Annotated in this window: 25 protein-coding genes and 1 pseudogene; all 26 read right to left on the reverse strand. The window is 45.4% G+C overall.

All coding sequences use genetic code 11. From position 1 onward, the window contains the following. Window positions 1-5: 5 nt before the first annotated feature. Window positions 6-932, reverse strand: a complete 927-nt coding sequence (locus tag CI597_RS01960; RefSeq protein ID WP_095142868.1) for a glycosyltransferase family 2 protein — start codon at window positions 930-932, stop codon at window positions 6-8. A 10-nt stretch (window positions 933-942) separates the two neighbouring features. After that, window positions 943-2,172, reverse strand: a complete 1,230-nt coding sequence (locus CI597_RS01965; RefSeq protein WP_024726566.1) for a YbbR-like domain-containing protein — start codon at window positions 2,170-2,172, stop codon at window positions 943-945. Continuing rightward, complete coding sequence (gene cdaA, locus CI597_RS01970; RefSeq protein WP_051405177.1) at window positions 2,150-2,974, reverse strand: diadenylate cyclase CdaA; 825 nt, start codon at window positions 2,972-2,974, stop codon at window positions 2,150-2,152. Before cdaA ends, CI597_RS01965 begins: the two co-directional genes overlap by 23 nt. 59 nt (window positions 2,975-3,033) lie before the next feature. Beyond that, a complete protein-coding gene (locus CI597_RS01975) occupies window positions 3,034-3,990 on the reverse strand; it encodes a hypothetical protein (protein ID WP_024726564.1) in 957 nt (318 codons plus the stop codon). Next, window positions 3,968-4,423 (reverse strand): hypothetical protein, encoded by a 456-nt coding sequence (locus CI597_RS01980; protein ID WP_024726563.1) that lies wholly within the window; start codon window positions 4,421-4,423, stop codon window positions 3,968-3,970. Before CI597_RS01980 ends, CI597_RS01975 begins: the two co-directional genes overlap by 23 nt. 92 nt (window positions 4,424-4,515) lie before the next feature. Beyond that, a complete protein-coding gene (locus CI597_RS01985) occupies window positions 4,516-5,436 on the reverse strand; it encodes a metallophosphoesterase family protein (protein ID WP_024726562.1) in 921 nt (306 codons plus the stop codon). After that, on the reverse strand, window positions 5,433-6,554 hold the full coding sequence (locus CI597_RS01990; RefSeq protein WP_024726561.1) for a DUF4474 domain-containing protein: 1,122 nt from the start codon (window positions 6,552-6,554) through the stop codon (window positions 5,433-5,435). The genes CI597_RS01985 and CI597_RS01990 overlap by 4 nt, the downstream gene beginning before the upstream one ends. Before the next feature lie 236 nt (window positions 6,555-6,790). Next, a pseudogene (gene lysS, locus CI597_RS01995) lies at window positions 6,791-8,260 on the reverse strand (lysine--tRNA ligase); the annotation flags it as partial. Window positions 8,261-8,272: 12 nt separating this feature from the next. After that, window positions 8,273-8,752, reverse strand: coding sequence for a transcription elongation factor GreA (greA, locus tag CI597_RS02000; protein ID WP_024726559.1), 480 nt, complete (start codon window positions 8,750-8,752; stop codon window positions 8,273-8,275). Between the two features lie 115 nt (window positions 8,753-8,867). After that, a complete protein-coding gene (locus tag CI597_RS02005; protein ID WP_024726558.1) occupies window positions 8,868-9,794 on the reverse strand; it encodes a glycosyltransferase family 2 protein in 927 nt (308 codons plus the stop codon). 11 nt (window positions 9,795-9,805) lie between these two features. Next, the gene (gene dusB / locus CI597_RS02010) at window positions 9,806-10,795 is read right to left on the reverse strand and encodes a tRNA dihydrouridine synthase DusB (protein ID WP_024726557.1); all 990 of its coding nucleotides are present in this window, start codon (window positions 10,793-10,795) and stop codon (window positions 9,806-9,808) included. Then, window positions 10,779-11,546 carry a type III pantothenate kinase gene (locus tag CI597_RS02015; protein WP_024726556.1) on the reverse strand — a complete coding sequence of 256 codons (768 nt, stop codon included), beginning with the start codon at window positions 11,544-11,546 and terminating at the stop codon, window positions 10,779-10,781. Before CI597_RS02015 ends, dusB begins: the two co-directional genes overlap by 17 nt. A gap of 3 nt (window positions 11,547-11,549) precedes the next feature. Continuing rightward, window positions 11,550-11,879 (reverse strand): DUF6145 family protein, encoded by a 330-nt coding sequence (locus CI597_RS02020; protein WP_024726555.1) that lies wholly within the window; start codon window positions 11,877-11,879, stop codon window positions 11,550-11,552. A gap of 12 nt (window positions 11,880-11,891) precedes the next feature. Further along, entirely contained in the window at window positions 11,892-12,875 is a 984-nt protein-coding gene (locus CI597_RS02025) for a biotin--[acetyl-CoA-carboxylase] ligase (RefSeq protein ID WP_024726554.1), read from the reverse strand. 3 nt (window positions 12,876-12,878) lie between these two features. Beyond that, window positions 12,879-13,817 (reverse strand): ornithine carbamoyltransferase, encoded by a 939-nt coding sequence (gene argF, locus CI597_RS02030; RefSeq protein WP_095142869.1) that lies wholly within the window; start codon window positions 13,815-13,817, stop codon window positions 12,879-12,881. A gap of 38 nt (window positions 13,818-13,855) precedes the next feature. Then, window positions 13,856-14,509 (reverse strand): SGNH/GDSL hydrolase family protein, encoded by a 654-nt coding sequence (locus CI597_RS02035; protein ID WP_024726552.1) that lies wholly within the window; start codon window positions 14,507-14,509, stop codon window positions 13,856-13,858. A 76-nt stretch (window positions 14,510-14,585) separates the two neighbouring features. Continuing rightward, a complete protein-coding gene (locus tag CI597_RS02040; protein ID WP_006565743.1) occupies window positions 14,586-15,335 on the reverse strand; it encodes an amino acid ABC transporter ATP-binding protein in 750 nt (249 codons plus the stop codon). After that, complete coding sequence (locus CI597_RS02045) at window positions 15,325-16,008, reverse strand: amino acid ABC transporter permease (protein ID WP_024726550.1); 684 nt, start codon at window positions 16,006-16,008, stop codon at window positions 15,325-15,327. The genes CI597_RS02040 and CI597_RS02045 overlap by 11 nt, the downstream gene beginning before the upstream one ends. Window positions 16,009-16,019: 11 nt before the next feature. Continuing rightward, a complete protein-coding gene (locus tag CI597_RS02050) occupies window positions 16,020-16,826 on the reverse strand; it encodes a transporter substrate-binding domain-containing protein (protein ID WP_024726549.1) in 807 nt (268 codons plus the stop codon). 73 nt (window positions 16,827-16,899) lie between these two features. After that, a complete protein-coding gene (locus CI597_RS02055) occupies window positions 16,900-17,871 on the reverse strand; it encodes an SPFH domain-containing protein (RefSeq protein ID WP_024726548.1) in 972 nt (323 codons plus the stop codon). Window positions 17,872-17,881: 10 nt separating this feature from the next. After that, window positions 17,882-18,307 carry an NfeD family protein gene (locus CI597_RS02060; protein WP_024726547.1) on the reverse strand — a complete coding sequence of 142 codons (426 nt, stop codon included), beginning with the start codon at window positions 18,305-18,307 and terminating at the stop codon, window positions 17,882-17,884. 2 nt (window positions 18,308-18,309) lie between these two features. Next, window positions 18,310-19,083, reverse strand: a complete 774-nt coding sequence (locus CI597_RS02065) for a TrmH family RNA methyltransferase (protein ID WP_024726546.1) — start codon at window positions 19,081-19,083, stop codon at window positions 18,310-18,312. Window positions 19,084-19,144: 61 nt separating this feature from the next. After that, window positions 19,145-19,789 carry a potassium channel family protein gene (locus CI597_RS02070; RefSeq protein WP_024726545.1) on the reverse strand — a complete coding sequence of 215 codons (645 nt, stop codon included), beginning with the start codon at window positions 19,787-19,789 and terminating at the stop codon, window positions 19,145-19,147. A 23-nt stretch (window positions 19,790-19,812) separates the two neighbouring features. Then, the gene (locus CI597_RS02075; RefSeq protein WP_024726544.1) at window positions 19,813-21,171 is read right to left on the reverse strand and encodes a TrkH family potassium uptake protein; all 1,359 of its coding nucleotides are present in this window, start codon (window positions 21,169-21,171) and stop codon (window positions 19,813-19,815) included. A gap of 68 nt (window positions 21,172-21,239) precedes the next feature. Next, window positions 21,240-22,229 (reverse strand): 6-phosphofructokinase, encoded by a 990-nt coding sequence (gene pfkA, locus CI597_RS02080; protein WP_006566089.1) that lies wholly within the window; start codon window positions 22,227-22,229, stop codon window positions 21,240-21,242. A gap of 81 nt (window positions 22,230-22,310) precedes the next feature. After that, window positions 22,311-25,772, reverse strand: a complete 3,462-nt coding sequence (locus CI597_RS02085; RefSeq protein WP_034548844.1) for a DNA polymerase III subunit alpha — start codon at window positions 25,770-25,772, stop codon at window positions 22,311-22,313. Between the last annotated feature and the right edge of the window lie 7 nt (window positions 25,773-25,779).

Consider the following 25,779-nt stretch of genomic DNA (forward strand, 5'->3'; position numbering starts at 1 on the left):
GTTTTTTATTTCTTCTGTTTTGTGATCTCCGAAATAATGTATCTCGGCCTCATTTTAACTTCCTCATATATTTTAGACAAATAATATCCGATCACTCCTAAACTGAACATCAAGATACTGCCAATGATCAACAAGAGCAGGATCACTGTGGTGAAGCCTGCCACTGCCTTTCCGCTGAAATATAGGTAGAGTGACTGTACCGCCAAAACAACTGCAAATAAAAAGAAGATGACGCCACAGAATGTAACAACCTGCATAGGTACTGCACTGAAAGACGTAATATTATTGATCGCATATCTGAAAAGTGACTTCATAGACCATTTTGATTCTCCGGCTTCCCTCTCTTGTACGTGGAATTCTACATAAGTAGTCTTAAAGCCCACCCAGGAGGACAGTGCACGGAAAAATACATTCCGTTCCGGCAGCTTAAGAAATTCGTCCACAGCAGTCCGGTCCAGAAGTTTAAAGTCCGATGCTCTTGACATATCCACACCTGTGGCATTGCTGATAATCTTATAAAATGTCTTGGCAAAAAACTTGTGGATCATCCCTTCTTTTCCTCTGGATGCCTTTACTCCCTCGATCACCTGATAACCCTGCTCCCAGAGCCTGTACATAGTCACCAGAGTCTCAGGAGGATGCTGGAGATCGCAGTCCATGACTGCCACACAATCTCCAGAAGCATTGGCGATCCCTGCAAACACAGCTCCTTCTTTTCCAAAATTCCTGGAAAAGCAGACCCCTTTTATATTTGGATTCTCCTCAGATACTTTAACAATCTTTTCCCATGTCAGGTCCTTAGACCCGTCATTGACAAACACCAGTTCATAACTTATGTTTTCTTCTTCCATAAGCTCTGGTATGATCCTGGCCGTCTTTTCTATCATTTGTTCTTCATTGTAAGCCGGAAGAACGATTGACATTGTCTTCATAAATAGGCTCCTATTCTGATACTATAATCTTCACCTGGACATTTCCAATAATATCCATATTCTTTACTTCTTTGAGCTGTACCTGCACCGTGTGTGTTCCGGTCTCATAGACAGACACATCAATCTTTGGATTCAAATCCTTAGCTGTCAGTTCATCCACAACTGATTTTAATCCTGTAACCTTGATCGGCACTTCAGATTGGTCAAACTCTATATGATAGTTATTCTTATTGTTGATCAGCTGAATCTGGTCCGTAGAAAGAGTGATCATGCGCTTTTTATTCTTCTCAATATTTGCTTTGACTACAATATCCTCGATCTTGCTTGTATCCTTTACAAACGTAATTCCCTCCGGAAGCTTGATATCTTCTGCTTTGATGGTTTTTTCGATACTCTTGGTACTGCTGCTGATATCAATGGTGGACAAAGCGATCTCGTCCACTTCATCCAGAACGTCCTTTTCTCCGGTGATCTCGATCTCTTCCGGAGAGTAGTCGATACTTCCCAGAGCATACCCTTTTGCAGGAGTTCCTTTTGTCTTTACTACGATCGGTACAGTCTTGGTCCTGCTGAACTTGATCCTTACTTTGACTTCATCGTCATCCAGCTTCAGCCTGGACTGGTCTACCTGCTCTCCTTCGCTGTCATAGCAGACAACTTTATGAGTGATGGATACATCTCTCTTTAATCCAGACACATCTACGATCACTTTGATGGCTTTCACCTGCTTAACCACACTCTTAGGACCGGAAATAGAAATCAGGTTCGGTGCCGCAGTCCTGCTGCCCACCGCATATCCCGATGCCGGTTTTCCTGTTGTCTCCACTGTCACCGGCACCTGTACTCTGCGCAGGTCTTCCAGTTTTACTTTGACACTCTGGTTATTTCCTGATACAATCTCCAGCTGGTCAGCAAACTTCAGCGGTACGATCTTGATCGGGATGGAATTTACCTTAGACATGGAGGACACATCTGCGGTTGCCCTGAAATCACTTTTTTTCAATTTGTCAAGAACTGTCTTTTTCCCTTTTACCGTAAAGCTCACGGTTGAGCCCTCTGTGATCTTATACGTCCGGTTCAGCTCATCCAGTACCTGCTCATTGAGCATATCCACAGGGATATTTGAAAAAGACTTGGTTATCACCGGATCTTCTGTGTTGATGACAAACAGCCAAAGCAGGATGGCAAGGACAAGAGAAAATATTTTTAAGACAAGATCATTTCCTAATTTTTCTTTCATTGCGGTTCAATCCTTTCCAAAGCCTGAATTTCCTTCCGTCGCTATAATCGTTCTTCACCACAGCCAGCCGGTCTCTCAGCTGCTGCGGAGTCAATCCTCTGTAAATCCTGCCGCCCTGTGCAATGGAAATACCTCCCGTTTCTTCTGAGACAACAATCGTCACACTATCAGAGACTTCACTGATCCCCACTGCCGCCCTGTGCCTGGTTCCCAGTTCCTTTTCAATCTCCAGGCTGTCGCTCAGAGGCAGATAGCAGGTAGCTGACACAATGCGGTTATTTCTCACGATCACTGCCCCATCGTGAAGCGGGGTATTGTGTTCAAAAATATTGATCAGCAGCTGACTGCTCATCTTGGCGTCAACAGGAATTCCTGTCCGCTCAAATTCACCCAGAGGGACTTCACGTTCCATCACGATCAGTGCACCGGTCTTGACCTTCGACATCTCAATGGTAGCCCTAACGATCTCCTGAAGAGTCCGGTCTGTATATCCCACCTTCTCATCCCGGCTTTCGTCGGATGAAAACAGATTTACAATAGGATTCTTCCTGCCCAGCTGCTCCAGGGCATTCCTGAGTTCCGGCTGAAACACAATGATCGCCGCAGTGACACCCACACCCATGGTATTATTGATCAGCCAGGATATTGTGTGCAGCTGACATACATAAGCTGCCATAGCTACAAAAACAAGCAGCATAATGCCTTTCAGAAGGGTCCAGGCTCTGGTATTCTTGATCCATTTGGCGATTTCATAGATCAACACGCTGACGATCAGGATATCCAGGATATCCGTGATTGACATCTGGGGAATGGATAACCAATATAAATATTTTTCGATGACTGATAAAAACTGCTCCAAATCTACTCTCCCTTATGTTTTTTAAATCCAAATTTCTTCCCGGCAGGATTGATCTTCGTGATATTGATCTCTTCCTCATTGACCCTGCTCTTGGGAATCGCCTTGACATAATAGTAATAATCCTCATCCTCAAACTCCAAGGTCTCTTGTCTGGAGTAGTCAATGACGATCTTGAAAAACTGCATGATCATCACAACCAGAATGCTTACCGCCGCAATGATCAGCTCTCCGCCGATATCTACGCGGTTTCCAGTAAAAAATCCGCCAACCAGCACGATGGTCACATAGGCAATACCTCCGATAAAGATTGAAAAATACCATCCGTAATCCACCTGCATCCTGCGAATCCCCACAATCAGGGCTGCCACAAAAATAAAACACAGAATATAGATAATTAACTGCTTATTCTCTATCGTTCCCTGAAGTACAAAATTATACAACTGGCTGCCAAATGAACCGTTATTTACCTGTACTACTCCGCTCTGGACTGTCTGTGCAAAGATGTACAGAAATGTTCCCATAACAATCGCCGGGATTCCCGTGATCCCAATGAAGCTGCCCACAAACAGTGGGATGACGGCAGTCAAATGGAAAAAGAAAAATACCGGGGTCATAAAAAATAAATATCTCATTTCAGGAAACATCCGCTGATACAGCAGATAGTAAATACCCATGATAATAAAATACAATATTGCGATCTCCATCGATACCACAGATAAATGAATGATAATGATCAGATTGCACAGCAAATATGTCATCGAAAATGGCAGGAATACGCAGATACCCGCCAGAATCAATGTGCTGAACGGCTGGCTTAGTATTTTAGAATATCCAAACAGTGAATTGATCACATAAAATATGAACACCCCTCCTATGAACTTTCCCAGAGGTCCGCAGACCTGCCAATGGGATGACAGGAATTTTAATAGCTTTTCTCTATAAATCAATAATTTTTCCATCTGCCAACTCCTCTGTATCTATCTTCGGGCTTTTATCTTCGTTCTCTTCTTCCTCATAAACTTCCAGAAGCTTCTCCAACTGTCTTTCATATGCATTGATGCGCACCATAGCCTCATTATAGCGATGCTCCGCTCTGGACCGGGTGGTCTTTACATAGCAAAAGAAAAGGATTCCAAAACAGAATAAAATCAATATTGCCGGTACAGCGATGGTCCCTTTCCGCATCATAGAAATTACGTTTTCTATCTGAAATATGATTATGATCCCGCTGAGAAGCAAGAGCGCCACCACTAGAGCAACTCCTACTTTCATTGTTTCCATTCTTACATAATCACTGCAGCTATAACGGTTGATCCTTAAATCCTTGACGCCCTCTTTTTTTTCGTACTGGGCGAGCGAAGTCATAATCTTTATTTTTTTTTCTGAAATCATAGGATTCACCCCTCCTTTTTAGCTGCACCGCCGGACATGGTGACATTATATCACAAAATGAGGTACAGACCAAGGCGTCTGTACCTCATTGTTTACTCTTTTATTTTCTTTCTCATCCGTGTGTACTCTGTGAGAGATGCCGGCCCCTCCAGCACTTCCCGCTCCACTCTTAAGATTCTGTCTCCTCCGGAACGGACAGACCATTTCACCAGAGAGATCTCATTATCTTCAATCTCAATACATGTGATACACCGCGGATGCACACAGCTCCCGGAATTAAAATAGAATCCTTCCTCCGGTGTGGAGAATGCGGGCCGGTGTGTATGCCCGGCGATCAAGATCTGCTGCCTGTTGCAGCTGTAGTCAGCCAGCCTTTTCTCAACTCGTTCTTTGGCTTTTCTAGGGCGTCCGGCACCGGTTGGATCCAAAAATCCTATCAGCTCCATATGACGCCACACATACCGCACTAAAAACCGGGCCAGCGGCCATAGTGTATCATTCAGGAAATCTCCCTGGAAACCGTGTACCATAAATATTTCATTTCCATCTTTCCTGTTTTGGAAGACCAAACCTTCTTCCACAGTAATTCCGGGAAGAAGAGGCTGTTCAGTATGGGCGGAATTACAATAATAATTGTGGCAGTGGCGGTTCATATACCCCTTATTCCGTTTGACTATGTCATGGTTTCCATACACCATATAAAGCCGTTTTTGTTCGTAAAATCTGGACAAGATCCAGAAGATGTCATCGTGAACCTCCGCAATGGTCTTCAGTCTCCTATTTTCCCACAGTTCATCACCGTCTCCAAGTTCAATATACGTAAATCCTTCATGGAAATAATATTCCAGAGCGCCAAGACACACATCCTGATTGGCCAGAAAATTATCTCCTGCGTTCCCCTGTCCTCGGTGACAGTCGCTCATGATCACCAGTTTTGAATCAGAATCAAACGTTACAACCGGTGCATGTTTATAAACCTGATCCAGTTTTCTCTTTACGGTCCTATAACTCATTCTTCTTTCTGCCCTTTGCAATCATCACAGGAGTCTGTATTCTGGCAACGGCAGTCATGCGGCTTGCATTCCCGTTTCGGAGGAGAAGGGTAACAGAGATGACATACGGGCCCCTGCGGACATGAAGGGTCTTGAGAACACGGCGGCTCTGGCGGACGCGGTGGCTTCGGCGGTCTTGGATCCGGTCTCTTACCTATCAGCCAGTCTTTGATCCATTCAAATGCCCCATAGAGACCTTTTGTATATAGGGAGTCCACAAATATCGCGTAGAGCTCCGGCATGATGGCTTTTATATATTCCACCTTATCAAGTGTGTCACTATACTTTTCAGTAGAGAATTCATATAATCTACAGTTATTTCTGTTTGTTTTCTGAACAACAGCTTCCTGCAGTCCATCCCTTGCTTCCGGCTGCACTGAATGAGGTGTCGTATAATGGATACGCACCGTGTTCCTGCGTACAGAAAATTCCCTTTTTCTATATCCAAGATTCCTTAAACTGTCTATAAATACATCTCTCATTTCCCGGTTAGGAAATGTTATGGATGCATCCATAACAAGTGAATCCGGTTCTGAAAATTCCCCCAGCTTGAAGCCAGTCAGCCACCAGTGGACATCCTTACGGCGCAGAATAACTTTTCCATTTCTCTTTAGAACATATGACATTGGCAGTCTTTCATCATCCCGTATATTTTCATAAAAAGTTCCTTGAAACTTTTCATGATCGATGTCTTCCCTCTCCGTATTATATATACCAATCTCCCCTCCGGTAGTGATTCCGTACTGACCTTTCCACAGTTCTATCAGCCATCTTTTTCCCCCATAAGAGAAAGTGATAGGCTCACAATCCATAATCATATTAAACAAGGGCGCACCCTCATCATAAAGACGACAATATCCAACTTCCCGCTGCCAACAGTCCATCAGAGAATAGAAGTAATCACCATTTATTTCATATGCAAACCCGGCTTCTTTGAGGTCGGCATTTAATTCCATTTGTTGTTGCCGTTTATTCGCATTCGGACGAAACCTGCGGCTTCTGATCCGCCATACGATGACAACAGCCAGCACAGCTATTATGACAACAGCTGCAATAATTATAATAGGCGTCGCTAACACAATAATCCTTCCTTTATTTATCTTAGTAATACATTTTATTCCACGCCTCCTTCTTTCGTTACATTTGGCACGTGTATGATACTCTTTTTTGGACTTACTATTTCATCCACGCAAATGTCACTATAAACAACAAAAGAAGACCACTTCTCAGTAGTCTCCCTTTCTTTTCATTATCTCTTATATTTATTGTATAAACAATCGTCTAGTTCTGTTGATTACAGCTGCCTCTATTTATCCAGGCTCTTCATCGTCGGGAATAACAATACATCCCTGATCGCAGATGAGTCTGTCAGCAGCATGACCATTCGGTCTATTCCAAAACCAATGCCTCCTGTCGGCGGCATACCAATCTCTAATGCATTCAGGAAATCTTCGTCTGTGGAATTTGCTTCTTCGTCACCCTGGGCGAGCAGTTCTTCCTGTGCCTTAAACCGTTCTCTCTGATCGATGGGATCATTAAGCTCGGAGTAGGCATTTGCCATCTCCCATCCGTTCATGAAAAACTCAAACCGTTCCACATAGTCCGGATTTTCCGGCTTCTTCTTCGTAAGAGGAGAAATCTCAACCGGATGATCCAATACAAATGTAGGCTGTACCAGATTGTCCTCCACGAACTCCTCGAAGAACAGATTAAGGATATCGCCTTTTTTATGGCGTTCTTCATATTCTACGTGATGTTCATCCGCAGCTTTTCTTGCCTCTTCAACCGTATGGATCTCGTCAAAGTCAACACCCGCATATTTCTTTACAGCCTCAACCATTGTGATCTTTTCAAACGGTTTGCCCAAATCCATCTCAATGCCATTGTATGTGATCGTGGTGCTTCCCACGACTTCCTGTGCCAGATAGCGGTACAGATTCTCTGTCAGTTCCATCATTCCATTGTAATCTGTATACGCCTGGTATAATTCCATCAGAGTAAATTCCGGATTATGTCTTGTATCTACACCCTCATTTCGGAATACACGGCCAATCTCATACACCTTTTCCAGGCCGCCGACGATCAGTCTCTTTAAATAAAGTTCCAGGGAGATGCGGAGTTTTACATCTTCATCCAATGCATTATAGTGGGTCTCAAACGGTCTGGCCGCCGCTCCTCCGGCATTCGGCACCAGCATCGGTGTTTCTACTTCCATAAATCCCTGTCCGTCTAAGAAGGAACGGATCTTGCTGATGATCTTAGAGCGTTTAATAAACGTGTCTTTGGATTCCTCATTCATGATCAGATCCACATACCTCTGACGGTATCTGGCGTCGGTATCCTTTAAGCCATGGAATTTCTCCGGAAGGGGCTTCAGGCTTTTTGATAAGAGTACAACCTCTTTTGCGTGGATGGACTTTTCGCCGGTTTTGGTCGCAAATACAGTACCTTTGATTCCGATGATATCTCCAATATCCATCTTTTTAAAGTCCTTGTATTCCTCCACACCGATTTCGTCTCTGGCCACATATGCCTGAATCCGTCCCTCAAGATCCTGTATATTACAGAAAGAAGCCTTTCCCATGACCCTCTTGAACATCATCCGGCCTGCAACAGACACTTCTTTTCCTTCCAGTTCTTCAAAATGGTCTTTGATCTCCATAGAGTGATGCGTTGTATCATACTTCATGATCTCAAACGGATTTTTTCCTGCACTCTGTAATTCTTCCAGTTTATTTCTGCGTACCTTGACAAGTTCGCCCGCATCTTTGTTCTGTTCTGCCACTTTCCAATCCTCTTACTTTCTCTTAACGTCTAAAACTTTATATTTATTCACCTGGCCTACGCCTTCCACTTCTACCACATCTCCGATCTTCGCTCCGAGCAGTGCCTTGCCAATCGGTGCTTCATTGGAAATCTTGTTATTCAGAATATCAGCCTCTGTGGAACCGACGATATGATAAGTAACTTCTTCATCAAATGTGATGTCTTCTAATTTTACAAGGCAGCCAAGGCTGATGACACCGTGCTGAAATTCCTCATCGATCACCTCTGCATTTTTCAGGATCTGTTCTAATTCTTCGATCCTTGCCTCAATGTCCCTCTGCTCATCTTTCGCAGCATCGTACTCGGCATTCTCTGATAAGTCTCCCTGCTCCCTCGCTTCTTTGATCTTCTGGGCTACTTCTTTTCTTTTGACAACTTTTAAATCCTGTAATTCATCCTCTAATGTCTTTAAGCCCTCCTGAGTCAGAATATTCTTTTTTGCTTCTGCCATATTTTCGCTTCCTTTCCTTCTATATCAATGCTTTTGTCCGTCTGGTTCGTACACGCTCATCCGTAAATTATATCTCAGCGGTAATTTGTTTGTCAACTAAGGATGTTCTCTTTCTTTAGTTTTTCTCTTTTACAATGAAGATCGGCCTGTTTTTTGTCTCCAGGTATGCTTTTGATAAGTACAATCCTACAATACCAGTACATAGAAGCTGTACTCCACCCAAAGATGTTATAATACACACCAGAGAGGGCCAGCCCGCTACTGGATCACCAACCAATAATGCCCTAATAATAATCACGAGCAAAAGGATAAACGACAAAAAGCAAATTACCATTCCAATGACGGATACAATTGACAGAGGTGTCGTTGAAAAAGCAATAATTCCTTCCAAAGCATAACGAAATAGTTTCCAGAATGACCATTTGGTTTCTCCGACTACCCGTTCAACATTTTCATACTCAAGCCATTTTGTTTTAAATCCGACCCATCCAAAAATACCTTTTGAAAACCGGTTGTATTCCTTCATTGATAGAATAGCATCCACCATAGACCGCTTCATAAATCGGAAATCTCTGGCACCATCAACAATATCCGCATCTGACATCTTATTAATAATCTGATAAAACTTCCTCGCAAAAAATGACCGGATCTTAGGCTCCCCTTTTCTTGTTACCCGCCTGGTAGCAACGCTGTCGTACTCGCCTTGCTGAATCACCTTATACATTTCCGGAATCAATGACGGAGGATCCTGTAGATCCACATCCATCGTCACTGCATAATCTCCGCCTGCATTCTGAAGCCCTGCGTAAAGTGCTGCTTCCTTTCCAAAGTTTCTTGAAAAAGAAATATACCTGACTCCAGAATCCTTTTGAGCAAGTTCTTTCAATACCTTAAGTGTCCCGTCACAGCTTCCGTCATCCACAAACAGCAATTCAAAATCCAGTTCAGGGACTTTCTGCATGACCTTCTGCATTTCTTCATAATAATAGGGTATAGCCTCTTCTTCATTAAAACACGGCACTATACATGTACATACTTCCATACCAAGCTCTCCTATCCTTCGTTTTTGTATCCGCTCAGAAGCTCAGCCAGCTTTCCGATACTTTCCGCATGATTTACCTGATCTCTCAGCTTTGCTGCTCCGGCAAGTCCATGCGTATACCACGACACATGCTTTCTCATCTCCCGAATCCCAATGTATTCTCCCTTACAGTCGATCATCATCCTGGCATGCCTAAGAACCATCTGGATGATCTCCTCCATGTCCGGCCTGTCAAGGAGTTCCCCTGTCTCAAAATAATGACTGAGTTCCTTAAAAATCCAGGGGTTTCCTTTGGCGCCTCTGGCAATCATCAGGCCGTCACATCCAGTTTCATCCAGCATCCTCTCCGCATCCAGCGGTGAATTGATATCCCCGTTTCCTATGACTGGAATAGAAACTGCCTCTTTGACCTGCCTTATAATGTCCCAATCCGCTTTCCCGGAATAATACTGCTCCCTTGTCCTGCCGTGCACAGCCACCGCTGCCGCTCCGCTTTGCTCTGCGATCTTTGCCATTTCCACCGCATTGATGTGCTGGTCATCAAAACCTTTCCGGATCTTTACGGTAACCGGAACGTGAAGCTTATCTGACATGGCCCGGATAATCCGTCCGGCAAGCTCAGGATTTTTCATTAAAGCTGACCCGTCTCCATTGTTGACGATCTTTGGGACCGGACAGCCCATGTTGATGTCAATGATGTCAAAACCCATATCCTCGATCCTGACAGCCATGTCTGCCATCAGTTCGGGATCGGAACCAAAAATCTGGGCTGCAATGGGCCTTTCTTTTTCCTCTTTTGCAAGAAGAGGACCTGTGTTGGGGCTGTTGTAGTACATTCCCTTGGCACTGACCATCTCTGTACAGAGAAGCCCAGCCCCCATCTCCTTACATAAGAGCCGGTAAGGAAGATCCGTGACCCCTGCCATAGGTGCCAGCACAAAGGGATGTTCTATTTTAATATCCCCAATGGCCAATGGCTTTAATCTACTGCTGCTTTTCATAAATAATCCGCAATCCCTTCAATGTCAGTGTATCATCAAAACAGTTGATCTCCGGAACCTCTCTGGAAATCATCTTGCCCAATCCTCCTGTTGCCACGACTTTCATGTCCTCAAACCCAGTTTCTTTCTTCATCTGCTCAATGATATATTTTGTCTCTCCGATGACCCCGTACATAAGTCCTGCCTGCATGCTCGTGATCGTATTGGTGGCAAGTATACTCTCCGGCGTCTTTATCTCGATCTCCGGAAGCCTTGCCGCTCCCTTCCACAAGGCATTGGCAGAGGTCCGGATGCCCGGCGCGGTGACTCCGGCCAGAAATACTCCGTCTTCCGTAACCACGTCATAGGTGGTCGCAGTCCCGTAATCAATCACCAGAGTAGGCCCTCCGTAAATTTCATAGGCAGCTACAAGATCCACGATCCGGTCTGCTCCTACTTCCCTGGGATTCAGCCTTCCCAAGTTAATCCCGGTCTTGATGCCGGGTCCGACGATCACCGGAGTCACATCAAAATATTTGATGATTCCGTTGGTGAGAGAATACATGATATTCGGCACTACCGATCCGATGATCGCAGCGCTGATCTCCTTTGTATCCAAACCCTTGGCGGCGATCATATCCCGGATCAGAATTCCGAACTCATCTGAAGTTCTCGGAAGTTTCGTTGTGATGCGAAACAGTTCCACCAGATCCTTCTCCACAAAAATACCGGCTGTAATATTGGTATTTCCCACATCCATTGTCAATAACATTGCTTATACCTCTTCTCCCAGAAAGAACACCCGAAAAAACAGTTCCAGCGATTGCCAGAGGTCCGCTCTGTCCCGCTGCATTTCTTTTATCTTCAGTGCACTTCCGATTTCATCATAAAAATAATCATTTTCCCCGGCTGTCGTTTTAAATGACAGCTTCCCGTCCTCATCAAACTCAAGCGTTAAAATGCCCCCGATCTCTTCTGTGTACAGCACACAGGCAATCTTTAATTCATCCTTGATCTGCTGTGGAAGGGATTCAAAATCTTCATTTAAATAATACTTCTTTTCATATCCATTGGAACCGCATAGAGTTATGGTCTCCTGATACATACTTCCTCCTGTTTATACACTGTAACCGTGGATTCCCCGTATCGATACTTCTCCGGAAAAAATCTCTCTGGTCCGTCCGAGAGAATCTTCCACGATCAATTCTCCGCGCCGGTTGATCCCCCCGGACTTACAGATATATTCATCATTTCCCCTTACAACTTTGATCTCCTGTCCGCGATGTGCAAGAAAACTGTTATATTCTTCCATCAGAATGGAAAAATCCTGAGTTTTTTTAAAGATTTCATAATCACACTCAAAATATTCCAGCACCCTGCAGAGAAGTTTGATCCGGTCGGCAGATTTTCCCGTCTCTAAAAGCAGAGATGTAGCTTTGTCCCTGACTTCTTCCGGAAATTGTCCAATATTGGCATTGATCCCGATTCCTACAACAATATAATTCAGTTCATCCATCTGAGCGCTCAGTTCCGTGAGGATTCCGCATACTTTTTTTCCGTTGATCAGGACATCATTGGGCCACTTGATCTTTCCGTCAATGCCTGCTTCATCTTTGATTCCTTTTTCTACGGCCAGAGCCGCCACAAGAGTCAGCATGGAGCTGTTTTCCAGCTCGACATCCGGTCTCAGTACAAAACTCATCCAGACACCCTGTCCCGGCATTGAAACCCAGGAACGGCCTCTTCTGCCCTTCCCTGAGGTCTGTTCTTCCGCTGTCACAAGTGTCCCGTGGGAAGCTCCCGCCTCCGCGAGTCTCCTCGCCTCCAGATTGGTGGAATCCACTGTTTTCATCACCTTGACCGTTTTACCAAGCCAGGAAGTTGAAAGACTGCTCTTTATATCTTCTGCCAGGAGAATATCCGGACATTTCACCAGTTTATATCCCTTATTACTCACAGAGTCAATAACATAGCCTTCTTCTTTCAGAGCCTTTATGTGTTTCCAGACTGCGGTTCTCGACACCCCGAATGTTTCGCACAATTCCTGCCCGGATACATAGCCTCCGCATTGTTTTAATTGTCTGAGGATCTTTTCTTTCATTGTTTATTTTTCCCCAAGAGTTGCGACCATAACCGCCTTAATCGTATGCATGCGGTTCTCCGCCTCATCAAAAATCACTTCCGCATGCTTTTCAAATACATCTTCCGTGACTTCATTTCCTTTTACCGCCGGCAGACAGTGCATGACAACGGTTGTGTCTTTCTCTGTTTTCTTCATCAGTTCATCGTTGACCTGGAATGGCTTTAGCAGAGCCACCCTCTCTGCGGCTTTGTCTTCTTCACCCATAGAGCACCAAACGTCGGTGTAAATACAGTCGGCTCCCTTTACAGCATCGGTGTCTTCAGTAAAGGTAAGCTTGGCTCCGGACTCCTGGGCATACTTTCTGCACTGCTCTATCAATTCTTCTTTCGGCCAAAGGCTTTTAGGGGCCAGACAGGTGAAGTTGATCCCCATCTTTGCACATCCTATCATGAGAGAATTGCCCATGTTATTGCGTCCGTCCCCTGCGAAGACGAAGTTTAAGCCCTTTAATTCTCCGAACTGTTCTCTCAGCGTCAGAAAGTCTGCCAAAATCTGTGTCGGATGATAATCGTCGGTGAGGCCGTTCCATACCGGAACACCGCTGTATTTCGCCAGCTTTTCCACATTTTCATGTAAAAATCCCCTGAATTCGATGCCGTCGAACATTCTTCCGAGGACTCTGGCCGTATCCTCCACGCTTTCTTTATATCCAAGCTGAATATCGTCCTTTCCCAAATACTCAGGATGTCCGCCTTCATCAATACATCCGATGGTAAATGCGCATCTCGTCCTCGTGCTCGGTTTTTCAAAAATAAGGGCGATATTTTTACCCTTCAAACTGTCTCCTGTTTTGCCTTTTTTCTTATCTTCTTTTAACTGTGCCGCAAGGTCCAGCAGATAACCGATCTCTTCCGGGGTAAAATCCTTCAGTGTTAAAAAATTTCTTCCTTTTAAATTCATCTTTCTTCCTCCGTTTTATGGCCTTTGCATAACAATCATTATATAGCACCCAATATGTTTTCACAAGCCTTACTGATGGCTTCTCCCAGCTTTCTGTGTCCCTTTGCACTCAAATGGCATGCATCTTTTTCGGACGGTTCTGCAAACTGTGCGGCATCCATAAAATGAATACCGTAACGGTCTGCCCACTCTTTATAAACAGGCGCCAGACGCCTGGAATATTCACACGCCCGCTCAAAGCCCATTGTCTCTCCATCTGCCACTTCTCTTATATTCTCCCCGATCAGGATCGGCGACACCAGGAGAATTTCGGCCGGTTTCCCATCCTCTCTCTTCTGAGGCGTGATCTCCAATATCTTTTTGATCAGCCGTTCAATGGCTTTCCCAATATCCACCGGTGTCAGCTGAAACCGGATCTTCAGATCGTTGGTACCCAGCATGAGTACCACGAGGTCCAAAGGCCCATGCGAATGGAGACAGGGCTCCAGGTAGGCAAAACCGTTTCTTCCAGGACGGATCTCATCTTCAAAGCAGGTGGTCCTTCCGTTGAGGCCTTCCGGGATCACCCTGGCCCGTCCCTCCATATTTTTCTCTAATATACTCGTCCATCTCAAGTCATATGGATACCGGAAACCGTTTTCCGGGTTATAGCCGTATGTATTTGAATCTCCGTAACACAGAATTGTCTTCATGAGAAACCTCCTTATAGAATAAAAACAGCCGCTTCTTATTTTCATATCATAAGAAGCGGTTGCTCTGTATCGTTTATTATAATACCTGATTTAAGAAATTAATGGTTCTTGGTTCCTTTGGATTGGCCAGCAGCTCATGCGGTTCTCCCTGTTCGACGATATATCCACCGTCCATGAAGATGATACGGTCCGCAACTTCTCTCGCAAAGCCCATCTCATGTGTCACAACAACCATGGTCATTCCGTTTTTGGCCAGCTGTTTCATAACATTTAGAACTTCACCGACCATCTCCGGGTCCAGCGCGCTGGTCGGCTCGTCAAACAGCATGATGTCAGGATGCATGGCAAGCGCTCTCGCAATCGCCACACGCTGTTTCTGTCCTCCGGAAAGCTGTGCCGGATAGACATCGGCCTTTTCTTCGAGTCCCACATCTTTCAGTAAGTTTCTTCCGACAGTCTTGGCTTCGTCCAATGTCATTTTCTTTAACTGTACCGGGGCCATTGTGATGTTTTCCAGTACGGTCTTGTGCGGGAACAGATTGAAGTGCTGGAATACCATGCCGATATTCTCTCTCACTTTGTTAATATCTGTACCCTTGTCCGTGATGTCGAATCCGTCGACAACAACTTCTCCGCCAGTGATAGTTTCAAGGCGATTAAGGCACCTTAAAAATGTACTCTTTCCGGAACCGGAAGGTCCGATCAGACATACGACCTCTCCGTCTGCGACTTCCAGATCCATTCCTTTTAATACCTCTAACTCACCGAAACTCTTGACCAGCCCTTTTACTTGAACCTTCACTTTTTTATTATCTTTATTTTCCATAAGACAACTTCCTTTCCACAATATTTGCCACCTTAGAAAGGATGGTGCAGATCACCAGGTAATAGATAGCTGCCATCACATAAATGCTCATGACAGAGGTCGGCTCGTTCGCCGTAATGATCTGGCTGTTCATCGTAAGTTCCCGGATACCGATGGCATACACCAGAGAGGTATCCTTAATGGAAATAATGAACTGGTTAATGATAGAAGGAAGCATTGTCCTGATCGCCTGCGGAAGAATGACCTTTGACATGGCCTTTCCGTAAGGCAGTCCGAGGCTTCTTGCCGCCTCCATCTGGCCCTTGTCCACAGACTCGATCCCCCCGCGGACGATCTCAGCCATATATGCGCCGGCATTTAAACTGAGGGCTACTACGGCAGCCATAAAAGGACCTCCGAAATCATCCCAGTTTAAATCCATAGGCTGCAGAAAGGCTCCCGCCACTCCGTAGTACATGATAAATACCTGTACGACAAGAGGAGTTCCCCGGATAATATCTACGTAAATCTTGCAGATAATATTCAGTATCTTGTTTTTTGATACGCTGAACATACCAAAGATAATACCGATGATGCTGGCACAGATCAGAGAAGCCAGGGCAAGCTGCAGTGTCAGTCCCAGCGCCGTCGAGAATGACGGAAAATACTGTTGAAATAGTTCTATAAAGTTCATAATCTGTCCGCCTACTTAGTCTTTGTATATTTATCTACAATTTCCTGATATTTTCCGTTGTCTTTAATCTTCTTTAATCCGCTGTTAAACTTCTCTACGAGTTCAGAGTTTTTGCCCTTCTTTACAGCAAATCCATACTGGCTTCCGCTCTCGGATGTGAAAGCTACCTGTAATTTCAGATTCTTCTGCCCAATCTGATAAGAGATGACCGGGAAATCTTCAAAGCATGCGGCTGCATTTCCTGTCAGCACTGCCTGGTACATTGTCGGTGAATCCTTGAACTGTCTTACTTTATAGCCATACTTTTCAGCATTTTCATTGGCATATGTGGCACCTACCGTACCTACTTTTGCTGCCACTGTCTTTCCTTTCAGGCTGGAAAGTGCTTCTTTTTCTGCTTTTTTCTTGTCTTTAATATTATCAAATGTCTTTCCGCCTTTTTTTACAGCGAAAGCGACTTTGGAATCATAGTAAGCTTCAGAAAAATCGTATTTCTGCTTTCTTTCCTTGGTTATAGACATACCGGCGATCATTGCGTCGCTCTGTCCGGACTCTACAGAAGCCATGGCAGCATCGAAACCAACCGCTGTCACTTTGTACTTGAATCCTTCTTCTTTTGCAATCGCATCTAATAAATCAAGGTCGATCCCTACACGGTTACCATCCTTATCCTCAAATTCAAATGGTGTAAATGTTGTGTCAGATGCAATCTTATATGTCTTTTCCTTGGAGTCTTTCTTATTTCCGCCGCCGCATGCAACCAGGCTGATCCCCATGACAGCTGCGAGACCTACTGCTAAAACTTTTTTCAATCTCATTCCTTTTTCCTCCTAAATGATAATATTCGTGCCTTTTCGTTTTGAAAAAGTACACACTAATGGATATTATATCTTATTTTGAAGAATTGGTCAAACTCTCTTCAATTTCGTCCCTTAGAGAAGGTTTTTCGTCCGCGGCCACTTCCGTGATGGATTTCACCAGTCCTGCGATTCCCTGGATCTCAGATGGGACAATGATCTTCGTAGCTTTTCCGTCTGCCGCCTTTGCAAATGCTTCCAGGCTCTTTAACTGGAGTACCGCATTATCTGGGGAGGCTTTCTTTAAGAATTCAATACCGTCTGCGTTAGCCTTCTGGATCTGTTTGATCGCTTCCGCCTGTCCCTCAGACTCCCTGATGGTCGCTTCTTTATTCGCCTCTGCACGGAGGATCGCAGATTCTTTGTCACCCTCTGCTTCCAGGATCACTGATTCCTTATGGCCTTCTGCGCGGAGGATGGCGGATTTCTTTTCACCTTCCGCACGGAGGATCGCTTCTCTTCGCTCCCTCTCCGCCTTCATCTGTTTTTCCATGGCATCCTGGATCGCTGACGGCGGAATGATGTTCTTTAATTCCACCCGGTTGACTTTGATTCCCCATGGGTCTGTCGCTTCATCTAAAGTAGCACGCATCTTCGTATTAATAGTTTCTCTGGATGTCAATGTCTGGTCAAGCTCCAGGTCACCGATGATATTTCTCAATGTTGTAGCTGTCAGATTTTCGATGGCCATGATCGGATTCTCAACTCCATATGAATAAAGCTTTGGATCTGTGATCTGAAAATAGACGACTGTATCAATCTGCATGGTGACATTGTCTTTTGTGATAACCGGCTGAGGTGGAAAATCCACAACCTGTTCCTTCAGGTTTACTCTTCTTGCCACTCGGTCAATGAACGGGACCTTGATATGAAGCCCTACAGACCACGTTTCCTTGAATGCTCCCAGACGTTCCACCACATAGGCATTTGCCTGCGGAACGATCCGGATGCTGGAAAGCATCGCCATGATGATAATGAAAAATAAGATCAATAATAAAATAAACATTCTGCACCTCCTACTTCTTGCTCACGATTAGTTTCACACCTTTAATTTCCTCTACGATTACCTCTGTCTCTTCCGGGATTTCCTCATCATCGGCAGAACGCGCCGTCCAATCCATACCCTGGATGTAGACCATTCCCTGGCCTTTAATATTGATGATTCTTTTTTTAACAATACCTGTCTTCCCAATCAGGCTCTCTGCATTGGTCTTTTCTGTCTTGCTGTTCAGATATTTTTTGGCCCACGGCCTTGCAAATACAAAAACGACACAGGAAACTGCCGCGGCCAGGATCAACTGCCCGAAAAATGGCAGGCCCAGTCCCGCGCCGATGGCTGCTGCCAAAGACCCGACCGCAAACCAGATGCTCGTAAGTCCCAGGGTCAATATCTCCAACAAGAGGAAAACAGCGACCGCTATCAACCAGTATACCATATACATAATCAGCTACCTCCTTTTCTCTGCCTCCTGGCCTCATACATGAGAAGTCCTCCGGCCATAGCTGCATTTAATGATTCGACCTGGCCTTCCATCGGGATCCTGATCCTCTTATCTGCCAAAGCCGCAATTCGGTCTGTCAGCCCATTCCCTTCGTTGCCTATGAGAAATGCACTGATTTTATCATAGCATTCATCCGTGTAATCTGAACCGTCCAGATGCGCCGCGTAAACATGAATGGAACGCTGCTTTAACAGTTCCACTATCTCAGCCAGATCCTCCACATAACAAAACGGCACCCGGAAGATGGAACCCATAGTAGAGCGTATGACTTTTGGGTTGTAGATATCCACCGTATCTTTACTCATGATGACACAGCAGACTCCTGCTCCTTCTCCGGTCCTGATCAATGTCCCCAGATTTCCCGGATCCTGTAGGTTCTCCAGCAAAAGAATGCTGTTGCCGTCCCTTTTGAATATTTCAGAAATCGGGGTCTGCTCCATTCTCACCAGGGAAAGAATCCCCTGGGGTGTCTCTGTATCAGAGATCTCACGGAAAACTTGGGGAGATACCTCCTCAAAAGAAATTCCCCGGAGTATTTCTCTATGCTCCTTTATAAAATCACTGGAGACAAATACTTTTTCTCTCCGGTCCTCCGGTATCTCCCGAAACATGCGGAGTCCCTCAATAACAAACAGTCCGGTCTTTTTTCTCTCTCTGGAACTTTTCAGTAATTTTACCACCTGTTTGATCTGTTTATTCTGTGATGTTGTAATCATAAGTTTTTCTCCACTATCTAAAGCCGGTACAGGAAAACCCCAGTCCGGACATCACTTCCATTTATCTAAGCTTGATCAAATCTTCTTTATTTCCAATCACAATCAGGCTGTCGCGCTCATTTAATATCTGGTCTGGATCCGGCGCCCCGTTAAAATCTTCTCCACTATGGATGGCCACAACATTGATGTTATATTTCCCACGGATATCCAGCTGGCGCAGATTTTTCCCAACCCAGCCTTTTTTCAGATGGATTTCCACGATACTGGTCTTGGATGACAGGTCAAACAGGTCCATCACTTTTCCACTCACAAGATTGTAGGCAGTCCTGGCACCCATTTCCTCCTCAGGATACACCACCTCATCGGCTCCGATCCGCTTCAGGATCTCTCCTTTCAGTCTGCCGTCAGCCTTGGCGAGGATATACGGAACACCGATCTCCTTTGCGATCATCAGTGCCATAACACTGGCTTCCAGACTTTCCGCAGTGGCAATGACCACCCCGTCCATCTCCTCCAAACCGATGCTGTTCATCACTTCCATATCGGTGACATCCGCGCAGACTGCACAGGTAACATAATCCACAATATCCCTGACCAATTCTTCCTTCTGGTCTACTGCCAGCACTTCCGCCCCATCTTTCATCAGATTTAAGGCCACACTCTTGCCAAATTTACCAAGCCCAAGCACTGCATATGATTTTCCCATTATCCTTACTCCTTTATATGCTTTTATCCTAAAATAATATCTTCTTCCGGATACGCTGCCAATACTTTCTTTTTACCCCGGACTGCAAATCCCACTGCCAAAGAGACAGGACCGACCCTTCCCAGATACATGGTGACGATGATCGCCAGCCTTCCGATCACACTCAAATCCGGTGTCAGTCCCTTGCTAAGACCCACGGTTCCAAGTGCGGAGACACATTCATAACATGTATCCATAAAGGATGCGGTGTCAGATACCAGTACGATCAAAATAGAAGACAACAGTACAATCAGATTGACACAAATGATCGTCAGTGCCTTTGGTATAACATGCATTGGTATGGTTCTCTTAAATATATGGATCGCTCCCTCCTGCTTGACCGTTACGAGCACACAGTAAACCAAAACAACAAATGTGACCGTCTTAACTCCGCCTGCTGTTCCCACAGGAGAGCCTCCGATGAACATAAGAATCATAGAGATCAGAGAGGAGCCCTCGGTCAGCGCCGCCTGGGGAACAGTCTCAAATCCCGCCGTTCTTACTGTGACAGACTGAAACATCGATGCCATAAGCTTATTGCCAAGAGAAAGGTTTCCTATTGTTTTAGTATTTGCATATTCAAAGATAAAAATAAATACGGTACCGATAAAAATTAAAATCACTGTGGTGGACAATACGATCTTAGAGTGAAGTCTCAGTTTTCCGAAAGCTCTGCGAAGCGGGAATTCCCTATGGATCAGTTCCCTGAATACCCGTAGCAAGTCCCTCCAAACGATAAAACCGAGGCCTCCTAAAATGATCAGCCCCATGACAGTAAAATTCACTACTGGGTTTGTAATGTAGCTTCTGAGACTATCCATCTGCACGATATCGATCCCTGCGTTGCAAAAAGCGGAAATAGAGTTAAAAACAGATGCCCATATGCCGTATTTTACACCGAATTCCGGAATAAACTGTGTTGCAAATAATGCCGCTCCGATCCCTTCTATAATAAAAGTCCCCTTTAAAATCTTGCGGACCAGTTCTATGAGACCGGACATTGTATTCAAGCTGAAGGACTCCTGAATCAGGATTCTGTTTTTCATTGTCAGCTTTTTCTTCAGAAACAAGAACATTCCTGTGGTGAATGTGATAACACCCAGACCTCCCAGCTGTATCAGCACCAGGATCACCAACTGTCCGAAAGTACTCCAGTAAGTCATCGTTGTCTCCACCACCAGCCCGGTGACACACACAGATGTTGTGGATGTAAACAATGCGTCAATATAAGGCGTGGCGTGGCCGTTCCTTGACGCGATCGGCAATGTCAGCAGCACAGACCCAATCAGTATGACAAATAAGAATCCAAATAATATAATATGGACCGGCTTAATCTTCTTCATTCCCTTTCATTTCTCCTTATATACAGAAAAAGCCATCTTTAAAAGATCGCTTTTTCCATAAAATCTTTTTATTTTCCAAGTAAATGGGCAATCTGTAATTGATAGTCATCCACATGCTTTTCCATTGCCAGACCCTCGTCCATATCGATGTCCATGAACTTTCCGTTCTGATATCCGACGATACGGTTGCTCTTTCCTGCACATAAAAGATCCACTGCATAGGCTCCCATCATAGAAGCATACACCCTGTCTTTTGCTGTAGGGCTTCCGCCTCGCTGCATGTGACCTAAGATCGTAGCTCTTGTCTCAATTCCTGTAGCTGCCTCGATCCTCTTGGCCATGCCGTAGGAATGTCCAACACCTTCCGCATTAATGATCATATGATGAGTCTTTCCTAACGCTCTGTTCCTGAGCAGATGTTCGATGATCTGCTGCTCTAACTTCGGCATGTTGCCGTCAAAGCTTTCCGGGATCAGGATATCTTCCGCTCCGGTTGCCATTCCGCACCACAGTGCGATATATCCGGCGCCGCGTCCCATTACCTCAACGATACTGCAGCGCTCGTGGGATGTGGATGTGTCCCTGATCTTATCAATGGCTTCCATCGCCGTGTTGACTGCTGTATCAAATCCGATGGTATACTCGGTACATGCGATGTCAAGGTCGATGGTGCCGGGAATTCCGATGGTGTTGATCCCAAGTTCCGCAAGTCTCTGCGCTCCCTGGAAAGAACCGTCTCCACCGATGACAACAAGTCCGTCGATTCCCTGTTCGCGGCACACCTCTGCGCCTCTCTTCTGTCCTTCCGGTGTCTTAAACTCATCACAGCGGGCAGTAAATAAGATGGTTCCTCCCCGTGAAATACTATCTGCAGTGTGTCTTGAAGTCAGATCGATGATATCTTCATTCAATAAACCATTATATCCTTTTCTGATACCCTTTACATTTAAACCGCGCTCTAAACCGACTCTAACGACTGCTCTTGTGGCAGCGTTCATTGCGGGTGCATCCCCTCCGCTGGTCAGTACTCCAATTGTTCTTACTTTCGGTGTTCCCATGTTAAAATCCTCCAAATAATAGCATAAAATTATATTTTGTTAGACTCATTTTAATGCATTTGTTAAAGATTTTCAATATAATTATTTTAACCCTGTTTTCTTGATCCTGATATTTTCTTTTCCATATCGTTCTCCAAGTACATATATGAGTTCATTCTCACTGTTCACCGCGAAAGCCCGGTCCAGTCTGTTCACGGCTCTCTCCTTCCTGCAATAGACGATCACCGGATTGCTGCCCCTGTAAGGCTTCAGCATCTCATAAAACCGTTCCTGCTCTGCAAAAAAACAGTCCTTGTCATCAAACTGTACCCAAATCTCCTGGGACAGGTCGTCAAACGTGCTGATCTGGCTGCAGATCATCTTGCTCTCTTCCTCTGAGATAGAGGTGTTTCCTTTTACAAAGATCTTGGCATCCTCTTTGAGAAGATGCTGGAAGTTGTTAAATTCTCTCGGAAATACGATGACTTCCACTGTTCCCATCAGATCTTCCACCGTCAGAAACGCCATATTCTGGTTGTTTCTGGTGAGTTTTATATTCATGTCACTGATAATGCCTCCGATGATACAGGTCTGCTTATCCTTTAATACCGGCTGCCCCGTCTCTTCTTCCGCAACAAAATCGGATGTACTGGCTGTTGTGAGTCTCTCCAGGATCTCAACATCGTCTTCCAGCGGATGTCCGCTTACATAGATGCCCAGCACCTCTTTTTCGATTGCCAGTCTCTGTTCTTTGTCATATTCCCCAACGTCCGGGTACTTTATCTCAAAGCTCTCCTGCTGGTCCTCCGACATAAAGTCTAAAAGGCTCATCTGTCCGGAGATCTCCTGTTTGCGTTCCTTCTGGACACTCTCCAAGATACTTGCGTAGACGAACATCTGCTGTTTCCTTGTCCGCCCAAGTCCGTCCAGTGCCCCGGATTTGATCAGGCTCTCCACGGTCCGTTTGTTCATTTCCTTACTGGACAGCCGTTCCACCAGATCTTTCAGGCTCCTGAAAGGCCCATGTTCGGTTCTCTCTTTTAGAATCTCTTCTATGACCGGCTTTCCAAGACTCTTGATGGCACTGAGCCCGTAGCGGATACATCCGTCATCCACGGAAAACGCTCCTTCACCCTTATTGATATCCGGCGGCAGTATCCTGATCCCCATCTTTCGGCAGGCATAGATATATTCTGATACTTTATTAGTGTTTCCCAAAACGGATGTAAGCAATGCAGCCATGAATTCTTTTTGATAGTAGCATTTCAGATAAGCAGTCTGGTAAGAGACCACGGCATAGGCTGCCGCATGGGATTTATTAAAGGCATACTTTGCAAAGTCCAGCATCTCATCCCAGATATGATTTGCCAGCTTTTCGTCGATGCCATTTTTGATACAGCCGGGGATTCCTTCCTCTTCATTGCCATATACAAAATTCTTCCGCTCCTTCACCATGACGTCGCCCTTTTTTTTGGACATGGCTCTGCGCACAAGGTCACTGCGGCCGAGTGTATATCCGGCCAGTTCCATTACGATCTGCATTACCTGTTCCTGATATACGATACATCCATATGTGGGCTTTAAGATCTTCTCCAGCTGCGGGCAGTCATAGCGGATGCTCTCTTTATCTACTTTTCCCTTAACGTATCTCGGGATAAAGTCCATCGGTCCCGGCCGGTAAAGAGAGATACCCGCGATGATCTCCTCCAGGCTCTCCGGCTTCAGTTCCTTCATGAAAGATTTCATGCCGCCGCTTTCCAGCTGGAACACACCCTCTGTCTTTCCCTGGCCGATCATCTCATAGACTTTTGCGTCTTCCGTATCGATATCATTAATGTTAAACGGCCTGCCCTCTTTCTTCTCAATCAGGTGCACCGCATCCTGGATGACAGTCAATGTCCGAAGTCCCAGGAAATCCATTTTGAGCAGTCCCAATTCTTCGATGGTGGTCATGGTAAACTGCGTCGTTATGGCATCGTCTGTACCTTTTGCCAAAGGCACAAACTCATCGATGGAATCCTTGCCGATCACTACGCCTGCGGCATGCATGGATGCGTGCCTCGGCAGTCCTTCCAGACGCTTCGACATGTCGATAAGATATTTTGTTTCTTCATCTTCCGCATATGCCTTTTTCAGATCAGGACTTTTTTTCAACGCCCCCTCAATGGTGATATTCAGCTCATTGGGCACCATTTTTGCAATGCTGTCCACCTTGGCGTAAGGAATATCCAGAACTCTTCCCACGTCCCGGATGACCGCCCTGGCCGCCATGGTCCCGAACGTTATGATCTGGACTACTTTGTCTTTTCCGTACTTCTCGACCACATAGTCAATGACCTCCTGTCTGCGCTCATAACAGAAATCAATATCAATATCCGGCATGGATACACGCTCCGGATTCAGGAAACGCTCAAACAGAAGCTGGTATTTGGTGGGTTCAATATCTGTGATCTCCAGACAGTAGGATACAATGCTTCCCGCCGCAGATCCCCGCCCGGGTCCCACAGCGATACCATGGTCTTTGGCATAGCGGATAAAATCCCATACGATCAGGAAATAGTCCACATATCCCATATTTTCAATCGTGTCCAGCTCAAATTCCAGGCGCTCTCTGAGTTCCCCGGACACCTCTTTGTAACGGCGGCTGATGCCCTCATCACAAAGCTTTTTTAAATAAGAAGTAGATGTATAACCCTCAGGCACGTCAAACTTCGGCACCTTCTGCTCTCCGAAGATAATCTCCACATTGCACCGCTTTGCTATCTTCCCTGTATTGTCTATGGCTTCTCTGGCATACGGAAAAAGCCGTTCCATCTCCTCAGGTGATTTGAGATAATATTGTCCGCCTTCATACCGCATCCTGTCCTCATCCGCCACTTTTTTTCCGGTCTGGATGCACAGCAGGATATCATGGGGCTCCACGTCCTCCGCAAAGGTATAGTGGAGATCATTGGTGGCCACCAGCTCGATCCCTGTCTCCTTGGACATCTTTAGCAGGGCCGAGTTGACTGTTGTCTGCTCACTGATCCCATGATCCTGGAGCTCCAGAAAGAAATTGCCCTTGCCGAAGATCTTCTCCAGCCTCAGGGCAGCTTCTTTTGCCTTCTCATAGTCTCCTTCTCTGATATAAGTAGGGATCTCTCCTCCCAGACAGGCACTCAGCGCAATGATGCCTTCACTGTAAGTCTCCAGCACTTCATAATCTACTCTCGGCTTATAGTAAAACCCTTCTGTAAATCCTCTGGATACAATCTTCATCAGGTTGTGATACCCTTGGTCATTTTCAGCCAAAAGGACCAGATGGAAATAATTGTTGCTGCCCTGTCTGCCGTCCTTTTCAAATCTGGATCCAGCCGTCACATAGATCTCACATCCAATGATTGGCTTGATGCCTTCAGCTTTGGCTGCCTTATAGAAATCAATGACTCCGTACATGGCGCCATGGTCTGTGATGGCAATGCTGTCCATCCCCAGTTCTTTGGTCTGATGCACAAGCTCCTTGATCTTACTGGATCCATCCAGCAGACTGTATTCTGTATGAACATGTAAGTGTGTAAAACTCATGGACTTT

It is taken from the genome of Anaerostipes hominis (ex Lee et al. 2021), assembly GCF_002270485.1.
Taxonomy (GTDB): domain Bacteria; phylum Bacillota; class Clostridia; order Lachnospirales; family Lachnospiraceae; genus Anaerostipes; species Anaerostipes hominis.